The 13403-nt window shown below is 47.3% G+C and carries 11 protein-coding genes; 2 read left to right on the top strand and 9 right to left on the bottom strand.

Annotation, left to right across the window (positions count from 1 at the left end; translation table 11 throughout):
* Positions 1–478: 478 nt before the first annotated feature.
* The 4 genes from uidA to MGMO_RS15260 form a co-directional block, all read right to left on the bottom strand.
* Complete coding sequence (uidA, locus tag MGMO_RS15275; RefSeq protein ID WP_023495964.1) at positions 479–2239, bottom strand: beta-glucuronidase; 1761 nt, start codon at positions 2237–2239, stop codon at positions 479–481.
* 272 nt (positions 2240–2511) lie between these two features.
* Entirely contained in the window at positions 2512–3312 is an 801-nt protein-coding gene (gene eutC / locus MGMO_RS15270; protein ID WP_023495962.1) for an ethanolamine ammonia-lyase subunit EutC, read from the bottom strand.
* Positions 3305–4705: an ethanolamine ammonia-lyase subunit EutB gene (locus MGMO_RS15265; RefSeq protein ID WP_023495961.1), complete on the bottom strand. Its 1401-nt coding sequence runs from the start codon at positions 4703–4705 to the stop codon at positions 3305–3307. Before MGMO_RS15265 ends, eutC begins: the two co-directional genes overlap by 8 nt.
* Positions 4706–4819: 114 nt before the next feature.
* Positions 4820–6514, bottom strand: coding sequence for an ABC transporter ATP-binding protein/permease (locus MGMO_RS15260; protein ID WP_023495960.1), 1695 nt, complete (start codon positions 6512–6514; stop codon positions 4820–4822).
* A 453-nt stretch (positions 6515–6967) separates the two neighbouring features.
* Between MGMO_RS15260 and MGMO_RS15255 the strand changes: the two genes are divergently transcribed.
* Positions 6968–7276 carry a hypothetical protein gene (locus MGMO_RS15255; RefSeq protein WP_023495959.1) on the top strand — a complete coding sequence of 103 codons (309 nt, stop codon included), beginning with the start codon at positions 6968–6970 and terminating at the stop codon, positions 7274–7276.
* 225 nt (positions 7277–7501) lie between these two features.
* Here MGMO_RS15255 and MGMO_RS15250 read toward each other — a convergent pair whose 3' ends face one another.
* The 5 genes from MGMO_RS15250 to nrdR all read right to left on the bottom strand — a co-directional run bounded on the left by MGMO_RS15250 (position 7502) and on the right by nrdR (position 12889).
* Positions 7502–8758, bottom strand: coding sequence for an RNA polymerase sigma factor (locus MGMO_RS15250; RefSeq protein WP_023495958.1), 1257 nt, complete (start codon positions 8756–8758; stop codon positions 7502–7504).
* A gap of 225 nt (positions 8759–8983) precedes the next feature.
* Positions 8984–9463, bottom strand: coding sequence for a cupin domain-containing protein (locus MGMO_RS15245; RefSeq protein WP_023495957.1), 480 nt, complete (start codon positions 9461–9463; stop codon positions 8984–8986).
* A gap of 344 nt (positions 9464–9807) precedes the next feature.
* Positions 9808–10689 carry a hypothetical protein gene (locus tag MGMO_RS15240; RefSeq protein WP_023495956.1) on the bottom strand — a complete coding sequence of 294 codons (882 nt, stop codon included), beginning with the start codon at positions 10687–10689 and terminating at the stop codon, positions 9808–9810.
* Positions 10690–11343: 654 nt separating this feature from the next.
* The gene (gene ribD / locus MGMO_RS15235) at positions 11344–12435 is read right to left on the bottom strand and encodes a bifunctional diaminohydroxyphosphoribosylaminopyrimidine deaminase/5-amino-6-(5-phosphoribosylamino)uracil reductase RibD (RefSeq protein ID WP_023495955.1); all 1092 of its coding nucleotides are present in this window, start codon (positions 12433–12435) and stop codon (positions 11344–11346) included.
* Between the two features lies 1 nt (position 12436).
* Positions 12437–12889 carry a transcriptional regulator NrdR gene (nrdR, locus tag MGMO_RS15230; protein WP_036308352.1) on the bottom strand — a complete coding sequence of 151 codons (453 nt, stop codon included), beginning with the start codon at positions 12887–12889 and terminating at the stop codon, positions 12437–12439.
* Positions 12890–13133: 244 nt separating this feature from the next.
* On the opposite strand from nrdR, the gene grxC reads away from it, so the two are divergent.
* The gene (gene grxC / locus MGMO_RS15225; RefSeq protein ID WP_023495953.1) at positions 13134–13403 is read left to right on the top strand and encodes a glutaredoxin 3; all 270 of its coding nucleotides are present in this window, start codon (positions 13134–13136) and stop codon (positions 13401–13403) included.

Raw genomic sequence — 13403 nt, 5'->3', positions numbered from 1 at the left:
GTTTTTACTGTCGTCTGGCCCGTTGCAGATCAATGTCAGTATTTTTAATCCATAGGCCCACTATAAATTGAGCAAAGTTTTTTGGACGTAGTGATGCTATCTGAGAGACAGCCCTATCTCAATCAGGTAAAACCCTAATAATGACTGGGTAAAAACCCTATAATTAAACTTAGGTATTTAGGGGAGGACAGAGGATAAAATCCCATCTGTACGAAGATTAGCGGCATCGCAGAAAAGGCTATTGACCATTAGTAATTGCTTTCAATACATTGATATACTTAATACTAAGAATTTGTTATCAACAGAGGTAACAGCCATAAAATAAAACTTTATTGATCTTGTTTAGGGTCTTTCACCCTGTTAGGTGCTTTACCTTACTTTTCCAATTTGTTCTAGATTTCGGATTATTTTCCTTTTTTGGTTCTTCTAACAAACGAACTGTACTTCCGCATCGTATTCCAATGCTTTGGCCATTGATCTATCTAGCCCAAAACTCCCGCAAAACGTGGGCAGCCATTTTGGGCGTACGTCCTCGGGTAAAAACACCCTTCATATTGATGCCGCCTACGCGCATAATGCTCTGTACGGCGGCAAAGTCGGCAAAGTTCCAAACCTGCATACCGGCGATATAATCTTTTTCGCCCGCCACCCTAAGATGCCCGCGTATGTACTCGGCCTGATATTCTTCGGTCCACATGACGTTAGGATGACCGTGCATACCGGCTAGGGTATCTGCCCCGAATTCGGTCAAGATAACGGGCTTGCGCCAAGTATCCCAGGCAGCATCAAGCTCCTGTTCAAGGGCAGCGAGCGCCTTGTCCATCTCGCCACCCAACACATACCACCCCCAATAACGATTCATGCAGATAACATCGCACTGTTCAACCCAAGAGCTAGGCGTACCCCCTAACGTTACCAGTGTCACCAATCGGGTAGGATCCAATTCCCGCGCACGATGCATTAACCTTTCAAGAAAGCCCTTACCTTTCTCGACTGCTGGCTCGGTAAGAATCTCGGATGCCGTCAAGTTCAATCTCGGAGTCATAGGTTCATTCGCCACGCACCACATTATGACACTGGGATGATTTTTGTCGCGGGCGATCAACTCATCAACTTGTTGTAAGCAAATGCGCTGACGAATGGCAATATTATCGTCATCCTCAAACTGCAAGCTGACAGCGGGTATTTCATCAATAATCAGGAAGCCTTCCCGATCAGCCAATTGCATCTCTTCTTCGCTGTAAGGATAGTGTGAAGTGCGATAGCTATTGGCGCCCGTCCAGCGCATTAACTGATAATCCTTGACCAACAGGGGTAAGTTCAATCCCTTCCCGCTGGCGATAAAATCCTCGTGACGGCCATAACCATTCAACTTTACGGGCTTTCCGTTTAGTAAAATCTGGTTGTCCTGCACCCTGATCGTGCGGATTCCCACCTTCAAGGTGTAATGGTCTTGTCCCGCCTGGATAACCAAGTCGTATAGATAAGGCATCTTGTCAGACCAGAATTTGGCATTGGCAACGGTAAGTTGCATTTCGGCAAGTCCATCCAGGAAATTCAACTTGGCGACGATAGTCGCATCACCACCTTTTAGTTGTAAGTCGCCTTGTGCCGAAACCGCTGAATTCAGCCGGACATTTACCTTTATGATGCCGTTAACCCCATCAATGTCAGTGACGACCGTTACATCGTCAATATAGGTTTGCGGGACGCTGTATAACACCACAAGGCGGTGAATACCCGCAAATGGAAAGAAATCATAGGTCGTGTGCGGAAAACTGGCGACCGGCAACAGCGGAGTACTCATATTGCCGGAAGGCACACGGGTAGGCTTGAGTTCGTTCTCAACACTAATCGCTACAATATTTTCTGTTTCCCATCGGATTTGGTCGGTGATCTCGAAAGCGAAAGGCAAATGCCCTCCTTCATGTGAACCCATCTTGACACCGTTGATATAGACGGTGCCGAAATAACAGGCCGAACCGACACGCAGAAACACACGCTGTCCCCGCCAGCTTTGCGGGATATAAGTTGATTTAATATACCAGGCAAGCCCAAGATAGTTATATATGTCCTCATACTGCTCGTTCCAACTGCCTGGAACTGCGATTGGGCGGGGATTTACCACTCCATTTTGCCAGCCCTGTTGCTCACCGACTAGGTCAGGGTCAATCCTAAAATCCCAAATACCCGACAGGTCGAACTTGTTTCGGGCTAGGTTCTGTTGGGGGTACAGCATCGCAAGTCTCCTTTTGATGGGCGTGGCGGCGAAACAAATCTTAGTTTAGTCGGTAATGGAGCTTCGGCAATTAAGGAAACTATTGATTCCGCCTTGTGAAGTATTAAGTTTCCGTTCGCCTTGCCTGTCGAAAGGCGGTGTGTGCTTCGACAAGCTCAGCACGAACGGTTCAGGCATTAAAAGGCCGAATCTATAACGATGGCCAGCAATGCACAATTTCATTGTCCAATTACTCCGTAATCGCTTAATAACATAACAGTAGGCCGGGATGTTCAATCCAATAAAAAATTCGTTTGTTTCCGTTGACTATCCAGTGCAGTGTCGGTCGTTTCGTCTTTTAAGTTGATGCCGGATAGCTGTAATTTTTCCGACTCATTGATTAGGTACAGCAACTTTTTTAGCGCCTGCCCATAACCCAGCCCGTTTTGGTGAATATTGGAAATGCAATTGCGGTCCGCGTCGGTACTTATCCCTGACCGGGCCCGATAGGTAAAATAAATGCCCATGCTGTCCGGGGAACTCAACCCTGGACGTTCACCGATCAGGACGATGCACAATCTGGCCCCAAAATGTTCTGCAATGGCATCGCCGATCGCAACACGCCCGTGTTTTACGAGACAAACGGGCGGCAAAGCATAACCCTTTGCTTGCAATTCCGGCAGCAATAAATTCAGGAAGGGTTCGGCGTGATGCTCAATGGCCATGGATGATAAGCCGTCAGAAACGACAACAACCGCATCGGTATGGGTTTGCGGGATATTTTGCAAGCAGGCCAAGGCAGGCTCGCTCAATAAGCGTCCTAAATCGGGTCGTTGCAAAAATAGGCGATGATTTTCTGCCTGTGTTTCCAACATCAACGACCGATAGCCCAACCCATCTAAACGATATTCAAGGGCTGCAAAATCCAGCGGGATATTGACGGCATCTCGCGCCATGGCGTGCGCATATAAAAACTCAAGGCTGGCCTTGGTTGGCAAACTGTTTCCGGCGCGTCCTAAGGCTATCCGTGCAGGCGTGAATTGGGTGAGGTTTTTCCAAGGATCTTGGGGAACAATATACGTATCGTCATTCATCGGCTTCCCCCATTATTTTTTGCAGGGTTGGTTTAAATAATTCCGGTATATGCGCCTGTTGCTTCAGTTGGTTTTTGTCATCGAAGATTTGGTGTTTTTGCAGCCATTGCTCAAACTCAGGCGCAGGTTTTAATCCGAGAATCTGGCGCAGGTACAGCGCGTCATGGAATGAGGTCGATTGATAATTAAGCATCACGTCATCGGCACCTGGCACACCCATAATAAAGGTACAGCCAGCCACGGCAATTTGGGTCAGTAACATATCCATATCGTCCTGGTCGGCTTCGGCATGGTTGGTGTAACAGACATCACAACCCATCGGCAAACCCAATAATTTTCCGCAAAAATGATCTTCCAGGCCGGCGCGGATAATCTGCTTGCCATCGTATAGATACTCGGGCCCGATAAACCCGACCACGGTATTGACCAGTAGCGGCTCGTATTTACGCGCCACCGCATAGGCCCTGGCTTCACAGGTTTGCTGATCCAACCCTTCGTGGGCGTTGGCAGATAGCGCACTGCCTTGTCCGGTTTCAAAATACATGCGGTTATTGCCTAGCGTTCCACGCTCCCGTCCCAACACGGCATCCTGTGCTTCTTGCAACAAATTTAGGTCAATACCAAAACTGTCATTGGCCTTTTGGGTGCCTGCAATGGATTGAAACACCAAGTCAACTGGGGCATCTTGTTCAATGGCTTTCAAGGTTGTGGTCACATGCGACAATACACAGGATTGCGTGGGTATCTGATAACGTTCGATAATGCCACGCAACATGTGCAGCAACCGCAAGGTCGCTTCCAGGTTGTCAGATGCAGGGTTAATTCCGATAACCGCATCGCCGCAGCCATATAACAAGCCATCCACAAGGCTGGCCGCCACGCCGGCGGGACTATCGGTAGGGTGATTGGGCTGCAAACGCGTAGACAAGCGGCCTTCCAGTCCAATCGTGCCACGGAAGCGAGTAATGACACGGCACTTTTTGGCAACCAGTATCAAATCCTGGAGTCGCATTATCTTGGAAACGGCGGCCACCATTTCCGGCGTCAATCCTGGGGCTATCGCCGTTAAAGTTGCCGTAGTCGCTTGCCCAGAGAGCAGCCAGTTACGAAAATCGCCGACAGTCAAGTGGCTGATGGGTTGAAAAGCAACGCTGTCATGCCCGTCAATAATCAACCGGGTGACCTCATCCTGTTCATAAGGCACTAATGCTTCATTCAGGAACTGCTTTAAGGGTACGTCTGCCAACGCCCATTGTGCGGCAACCCGCTCAAGGCTATTAGCGGCCCCCAGGCCGGCAAGGTAATCGCCCGAACGCGGAGGGGAAGCTTTAGCCATCAGATTGCGCAGCGTTTTGAAATCATGGGTCAAATGGCTTACATGTGACTTATACATGATCGGCTTACCTTGAAATATCCAGAATGTTCAATATACCATTTTGTTGAGAAAACGGTATGACTCAAGCTCTGCCATAAGACATTAGGCTTCGTGCAATTGTTTGGTTAAGCGCTAAATTTTCAGTGTACGTTGATGGAACGCTTCAGCGGCGGGCTGATGAGTAATTGTCAGGATGCCTGTACGGGGCAACTCGTTACCCAGTAACTCCAACATTAGCACTTCGTCATTCGGAGTCAGTGAATCCAAGGCCTCCTGGATAAAAAGCCACTGTGGCCGATGCAACAAAACGCGAACGACACCCAAGTATTGCTGCTGTTCGTTGGACAGCAATTGTTCCCATGAGCCTATCCGGTCCAGTTGCTTTACCAACTCATGTTGGCCCACATCTATCAACAATTTCTCAATCTGTGCCTGATCAAATGAAGTGCTGGGTTTCGGGTAACAAATCGCTTCAAATAAGGATTTAGATGGTAAGTAAGGCTTGGAAGGCATAACAAAGAGCGTGTCATTCTCGGGAATTTCAATAGCTCCAGCCCCCCATGGCCATAATCCGGCAATCGCTTTAAATAACTTCGATCCTGCGTTGGTTTGATCGGAAACCAGCACACGCTCACCAGCCTTGATCTCATCATTGATAATTATTGAGAGATTTTCGCCTTCAACGCTGGCAATGCGCACGTTATTCAGCTTTAGCCCCGAAACACTCGCTTTTTTGACGCTAAGCTGACTTGAATCAAGACGGTAAATGTCGTCCTCCAAATGGTCAAGCCCATTAACCAAGCCCAAGACCCGTTCAACAGAAGTCCGCCATTGGGCAATTAAAGCCATATTATCGACCGGCCAAGACAAGGCGGAAACCATGTGCTGGAAAGCCTGGACGGATTGCATCAACATCCCCAATGAAATAGCGCCGACAATATAACGCGGCGACCCGACTAAAATTGGCAATGCCATAGAGGTGACCGAGTAACCGGAAGTAAATATCTGGATTTGTTTCCAGGCGGACGTTTGTTGGGCATAAGTCGCAATGATTGCTTGAAATGAGGCAAGCAGGCGTTCCTGTTCCATATCCTCTCCCCGAATTAACGCGATGGCCTGGGAATTCCCTTGCGTATCGATTAGGTCATGCCGGAAATTAGCCTCCTGGGTTTGTCGGGCATGGGTCGCCTCGGTCATCGACTTGCCCATCCACCAGCCTAAAATGGAAGCACAAATCGAGTAACTGACTGAGATCCATACTAAATACCCCGTCACTGGAATTGAAACAAAGTTGAAATCAAACACCACCCGCCCAGAGATATCCCAAAGTATCTTAGTAAAACTGCCAAGCATCAATAAACTGTAAAATAATGAATGGCTTAAGTTAATGGCATCTTCCGTCGCAATACGTATATCCTCTGCAATGCGGCCATCTGGATTGTCATGGTCGTTTTTCGACCTCAAGGTAATCTGGTAATGGCGGCCATTGTGCATCCATTTAGAAATGACTTTTTCAGTCAACCAAGTGCGCCAACCGATCAACAAACGTCGCTTGACGATTAAATGCGCTGTCGTGACTGTTATACTGGCAGCGAAAATAAGTATTAACACCCCTATTTGTGCTTTTACGCCATCCATTGACCTTTGTTCAATCGCGTCAAATAGTGTCGCATTCCACTTGGTAACATAAACCGCTAGCCCAATTTGCATCAACGTAAGGACAACCAGCAAGACAGTCTCTGTCCGAATAGCTAACTTATTTTCAGAATTCCAATAGGGCCCAGCCAATTTCATAAACTGAATAAAAAAACTGTCTTTATTTTGCATTGGATAGCACCCCTTAAGAAATCACATATCGCTAAACTGTACAGCCGGTTTTTTACTCAAGTATTTATTTGTTTGGTTGATCAATAATAGCTTACCGAATATCGATTTGTTCAGACGCAACTAATTTGCTTACAAGGCTTAGGTATTTATACGAATAGACAAAAAATTTATTCGGCGTATCTTGAGAACCAAAGAAAAATGATCTTGGTTAAAAATGAGGAATCCATTAAAGCTCATAATTGCGGCTTCGCTCACAATATATTGAAAAAGGATTCCATTCATCTTGATTTTATGAACTAATTCACATAAATTGTGTTCAATTTAAGATATAAGGTAGTTGACTTCTCATTTATATGCGGAAACAGCGAAATAAATGATGTTTATACAAGAACGTATTTTTTTTCAAAGCCAAAGAGGTTTAAAACGGTCCATTGAATAGGTGGGAGGCGTGCCATGACTAGTCTTTTTATTATAAGATTCATCAAAACATTAATGGTGACCACGCCGTTTTTGGCCATGACCCTGATGGTGCTCGCTTTATGGGGCGTAGGGGGCAAGACCACTTATAGTGACATGCCCACCGCGAAACAAGAAAAGGAATTCACTGCTGTAGAAGCTAAAAATTATTTAGTCAACGAGATCAAAAGCCACGAGCTACATTCCACTGAGACAGTTGAACCAAAAATTTGTGGCGAAGACAATAGTTCCACAACAACCAAGGAGCTATCACAAGAAAAAATAGACTGGGATCTTGTCGTATAGCGATAAGAAAGTCTATTTGGCTGCGTGCTGAACCCGGTTTGGTTGCTCTTGTTATTCCACCCCGCATAGTGTGCAGGGATTGGACAGCATGAATAAGCCAAGCCAATACCAATCACAACAACTTTCAGCATAAATCTAAACCCCAGTTGAGGAATGTTGCATTCCTTTCTTACTGAACCTGTCGAAGCAGTCGCGAACTATAACACATCAATGGTTTGATTTAGGTCAGTTCTTCTGCAATTCCTGCAACCTGCATTCAAGGAAGCGGCGTTCGGGCTCGAGCCGGGAGAGGCTGATGGCAAGCTGGTAAGATGCAATGGCTTCGGTGGTTTTTCCAAGTCGGCGGCACAAGTCTGCCCGTGCCGAGTGCGCCAGACAATAATCGGTAAGATCGCCTCGTGCCAGGATTTCATCGACCTGCTTAAGGCCAGCTAAGGGATCGTCCCGCATTGCCACCGCCACCGCACGATTCAGTTCAACCACGGAGGAAGGATTGATTCTTAATAAGATATCGTACAGTGCTACAATCTCGGCCCAGTCGGTCTGTCCAGCATTGGGTGCATTGGCATGGACGGCGGCAATGGCCGCTTGCAAGGTATAAGCGCCAAATTGTTTTGTCGATAAAGCTTGTTCAACCAGGTCAGTGCCTTCCGCAATGTAATCCCGATTCCATAGTGTGCGATCCTGATCATCCAATAACACCAAATCGCCTGACGGTAAGCATCGTGCTGCACGGCGCGATTCCTGCAACAGCATCAATGCCAGCAGTCCCACGGCTTCTGGGTCTGGTAACAGTTCAACAAGCAACCTACCCAGACGAATTGCCTCTTCCGATAGCTCCGGGCGGACTAGCGACCCACCCGATGAGGCAAAGTAACCTTCGTTGAAAATCAGGTAAACGACGCGCAAAACACTTTCCATGCGTTCAGCCAGCCTATCCGCTGTCGGTACTTGATAAGGAATACGGGCATCCCGAATTTTAGTTTTGGCGCGGACGATGCGTTGGGCCTGTGTGGGAGCAGAAATCAGGAACGCGCTGGCAATTGCTTCAGTGGTCAACCCGCACACTTCACGCAAGGTTAACGCAACCTGGGCTTCAGGCGTCAAGGCTGGATGACAACAGGTAAAGATCAGCCTGAGACGGTCATCTTCGATGCCTTCGCCGTCGAGTTCATCACTTATATCGACAGAAAGTTGTTCTTCAATGTTATCGGGCAAAGGCTCAAATCGGGTACGACGACGAATGACATCAATCCCTTTGAAACGTCCCACCGAAACCAGCCAAGCACGCGGATTTACGGGAATGCCTTCATGCGGCCATTGCTCCAGCGCCGCCTTAAACGCATCATGCAAGGCTTCTTCGGCGAGATCAAAATCACCAAGCAACCTTACCAGCGTGGCATATACGTGACGGGAGTGGACGCGGTAGACGGCATCTATGGACTCAGTTATTTCTCGGCTGCAACCACCTGATTGTGTCATAAGAGTACTTACACTGTGAGAGACGCGCTATTGATACGGCCTCGCAAAACCCTTGCTACCGTTCGCGAATCCTGTCGAAAGACAAGTTGGTTTTGAGAAGGCTTCCCTGAGTGAGTTACTGAAGAGTTCATCACTATAATGCCGTATCAATACCGTCACGTCACCACTATCGGGATTTTCAGGGGATAACTATTGACCTAAAACTTTCGGTATCAGCCCTGTCTATTAATCGTAAGGCGTACCATCTTTATGGGTAAATCTCCATTTGCCTTCGACTAGCAAAGCCTTCAGGTCATCGTCGGGATAGTTTCCCTCATCACCTGGCGACCTATCCCCAATCTCAAGGTAAACAACATCTTCCAATGTTTCATTGATTAGGCAATGTCCGTTACCGATCCCTGCCTTAAAACCTGCGCACATACCTGGATAAAGCTCTGTGCGGCCTTCGTCGGTAAGCAATGTCGGATTTCCTTGTAATATATAGACCAATTCGTCCTGCTTGGTATGGGCGTGACGGAGCGACGAAACTGCTTTAGGCGCCAAACGGGTAAGATTGACACCAAAGTTTGTCAGGCCAAAGAGATCGCCAAGCGGGTGTTTCTCCCGTCCCAGCATCCGCGAAGCAAACGGTTCTGGATAAGCGGACTTTGCCCGGGTCGGGGTTTCGGCTGCAATCACAGCAATGGGATAGGGTTGGGTAGCCATATAGTTCAAGCATTAAAGGTTATATGCTTTACAGTCTAGCATTGTTCAATGCGTTATATTGAGTCGAATAAGGTTTTGACGTCCGTTCGTCTGGCGATTCGAAAGGCTTAATCAGGGCTTACTGAGCCGCCCATTGAAAAAACCTGAGCACCCGTTACGGGTGCATTCAGCATTAAGGCATTGCTTTTCCGGAACACGAAAGCCCCACCCTGCTAAATCGCCCATGCCAGCAGCGCATCCATTGATACCGATAAACTGACCCGTCCTTATCGCTCCCTCCTCAATTTTTTGGTAGAGTTATGAAGACTAAGCCCCCTATTTCTTCCTTTATCTTTGGGCGTTATTTATTTCGATATAAATTCAACCGTATTAAGATCAACTTGAATGCGAATCTGGTTGTTAATCTGCTCGATGACATCTGCTAAGCGACTTTTGAGTTTGCCATTATGCGCGGCATGCACGACGAACTGATCGTTTTCGTTTGGTTTTGCGGCTAGGAAGTCGTCCAAATCATTCCCCGGCTCAAATTCCCCGCCTACCCAGCGTAACGCATCAACACAACGCCTAAAAATCTTTGGATAAATCAAACTGCCCTCCCCTGGGCTGAGATCGTCCAAGGTGTCGACAGTAAAACGCTTGGTTTTATCTAACGCCCAAATGCCCTGCTTATCGTGTTTTGCGTCTTTGTAAGCCTTAATCAGCGCACTTTGTATTTCAGATGACAGGCTACCTGTATACATCCCTAAATAAGCCAAGCCTGTTTTTACAGAGTGGAAATTGTAGCTTTTTTGGAGTAAGGACTTGGTCATTTTGATGTCGTCACCGTCTTTCTCATCCAGGTCATGAAAGATAAAAGCAATCGGTCGACCATGGCTTTCAAAGCTGTCACACAGGATCATCGCCTCTTGCTCCCATTCAAACCCTTTGGGCGCGACCGACCAATTCCAATCGGCACCGTTCACACCTAACCAAGCCAGTAAGCCGTTTCGGCTTTCCAGGCCGTGCGGCTGGGCAGCCCCGCCATAATGCAGTTCTGGCGTATCGATAGCCTGAAAACGTAACTGGTAGCTAGCGACCCCGTCTGCCACGCTCGGCTCCGAAAAATGGGGCAATTCTTCGAACAAGCTCATATCGTTTGCGATAAACCGCATGCTGTCGCCGTCCGGAGACTGGCGTTGGCGTACCGTTAGCTTTCCTTTGATAACGCGATAAAATCCCAGGGACATAACACTCTCCTCTAGTTAAGGTTGAATTACCCGACCCATCTGCTTGAGTCGCTTAATAACTTTATCGATAAAAATTAAGTCTCTAAACTATCATGAGACCCAATGATAGCCTATGCCAGGTAAATAAAATTAGTTTATTGATGACGAATGTTAAATTCGTCATCAGCTTGGCATTTATTTATTTCCGGTTCATGACAACGCATCGAAATATGAGTTAAATATCACGATACTTAGGAGAAGATTTACTTTTTGGGCCTGTGTCGGCCTTCGGTTTAGCGGGCTTGAAAAAGAGATAAATTATTTATGCCGGCAACCAAGGTTTATTTGAAAATAAAACATCGGCAAACGCCCTAAGTCTCCTCTTCATTTTTGACCAGCGTTTGAACTTGATGTTGGAGAACGAGCCATTTAGGCAAAAACATTTAAATGATTGCCGATAGCCTCAATGACAGAATGAGAAAATGGTTCGCTATTATATGGGCGATAGCCCTAGACACGTCGTTGGATAACGAGGCTGCAGTCGTTGATGGCAGTTGATTAGTGTCCTTTGACTTGACCGTTTTATCGGCTTGCGCCTTTAACTGAGAAATAAAGCTATTTTTTTATTCAGCGTCAAACAAGCTTGCGGGTTATTGGTTAGCCAGAGAGTGCCTCCTATCTTTTCAAAGTCAGTTTCAAATCTTTCCCGATTCGCCTTATATCACTAAATTTAATTTCCTTGCTATCTCCCAATTTTTCCAACCCCGGCAAACAAAACAGCCCCCTTCCTTGATCGCCCATAATTTTTGGTGCCACATATACAATCCATTCATCAACCAAATTATCAGCCAATAACGCGCCATTCAACACCCCGCCCGCTTCAACCAACACTTCATTGATTTCCTGTCTGGCCAGGAATTTCAAGGCTTCCGTAAGGTCAAGGCGACCTTGGTCTTCAGGCAACTCGTAAACTTCAAGACTCGCTTTTTGCAATGCTTCCTTTTTGGATTCATCCTTAGAACAGGTCAAAATCAAACTGCGCCCGGGTAAACTTACTATTTTGGCGTACGCTGAAATTTTTAAGGTAGAATCCAATACCACCCGAATCGGTTGCAGGACTTCTTTATCTATCCGCGCCGTTAAGGACGGGTCGTCTGCGAGTACGGTATTGATTCCCGTCAGGATCGCCGAGCTTTCCGCCCGCATCCGATGCACATCCATCCTGGCTTCCGGTGAGGTGATCCATTGGCTTTCACCCGATGCCATCGCGGTACGTCCATCTAAGCCCATTGCCATTTTGCTGCGTACAAAAGGACGGCTTTGGGTCATCCGCATGATAAAACCACGGTTTAAAACCTTAGCGTCTTCTTCAAGGACACCACAGCTAACCTCAATACCTGCGGTTTTAAGATAAGCAAAACCATTTCCTGACACCTTTGGGTTAGGGTCTTGCATGGCGGCAACTACGCGCTTGATACCGGCCTTGACCAGTGTTTCGCAACACGGCGGTGTCCGTCCGTGATGGCTGCAAGGCTCTAAGGTTACATAAGCGGTTGCGCCCTCTGTATCTTCAGTTGCTTTTTGTAAGGCTTCAACTTCGGCATGGGCAAAACCTGCCCGTTGGTGCCAGCCTTCGCCGATAATCCTGCCGTCTTTGACCAGCACACAACCAACACGGGGGTTAGGGTCGGTCGTGTACAAGCCTCGTCGCGCTAAATGTAAGGCATGAGCCATGAATTCGGCATCTTGCTTGTCCTGTCCCGACATCTCAGTTTTTTTGTAGGCCTTCGATCATATCAGTGAACTCGCTGACATCCTGGAAACTGCGGTATACGGAAGCAAAGCGCACAAACGCAACGTGATCCAACAGGTTCAGTTCCCGCATCACTTTTTCGCCGAGTTCTTGGGTTGTCACTTCCCGCTCGCCGCTGGTCAGCAATTCCTTGTTGATCCGGTTGACGGCCGCTTCAATATCGTCGCTGCCAACAGGGCGCTTTTCCAACGCCCTTAACATGCCGGAACGCAATTTGTTTTCGTCGAAAGGTTCACGGACGCCGTTGCGCTTGACCACGCGCGGCAAGGTCAGTTCTGCCGTTTCAAACGTGGTGAAACGTTCCTTACAGGCAATGCATTCCCGTCGGCGACGGACATGGTCGCCCTCGTTCGCCAATCGGGAATCAATTACTCGCGTATCTTGGGTGCCGCAAAAAGGACATCTCATCGTTGAACCAACTTCATTCTCTGCGTCTACGGAAAACCGGATATATCCAATTTGCCCATCATTGTGGTTTTTTAATTCCCCTAACCCTTTCAGCAGGAGAAGGTGAGGATACGCACGACTAACGAAGTGCATAACTACACACGATTATTATCCCACAATATGAAGACTATAGTCAGCGTACCCATTTGAGTAAGTACACGATTAACGATAAAATAACCACCTACCGAAGATTTAATAAAACCTCATGACTAAAGTTATCATTTACACCACTAAAATCTGCCCTTATTGCATCATGGCAAAACGACTGCTAGACCGGAAAGGGGTAAAGTACACAGAAATCAATGTTGATGAAACGGTTGGGCTAAGGGAAGAAATGATGGCAAGAACCAAACGCCGTACAGTACCGCAAATCTACATCGGCGACTTTCATGTGGGTGGTTTTGATGAGCTTTATGCCCTTGAACAGCAAAAAAAGCTGGACGGCTTACTATTCGGTGAAGAAATCGTTGTTTAA

The sequence above is a fragment of the Methyloglobulus morosus KoM1 genome (genome assembly GCF_000496735.2).
GTDB lineage: Bacteria > Pseudomonadota > Gammaproteobacteria > Methylococcales > Methylomonadaceae > Methyloglobulus > Methyloglobulus morosus.
The sequence above is the reverse complement of the archived record's forward strand: the minus strand, read 5'-3'. Positions and strand labels throughout refer to the sequence as shown.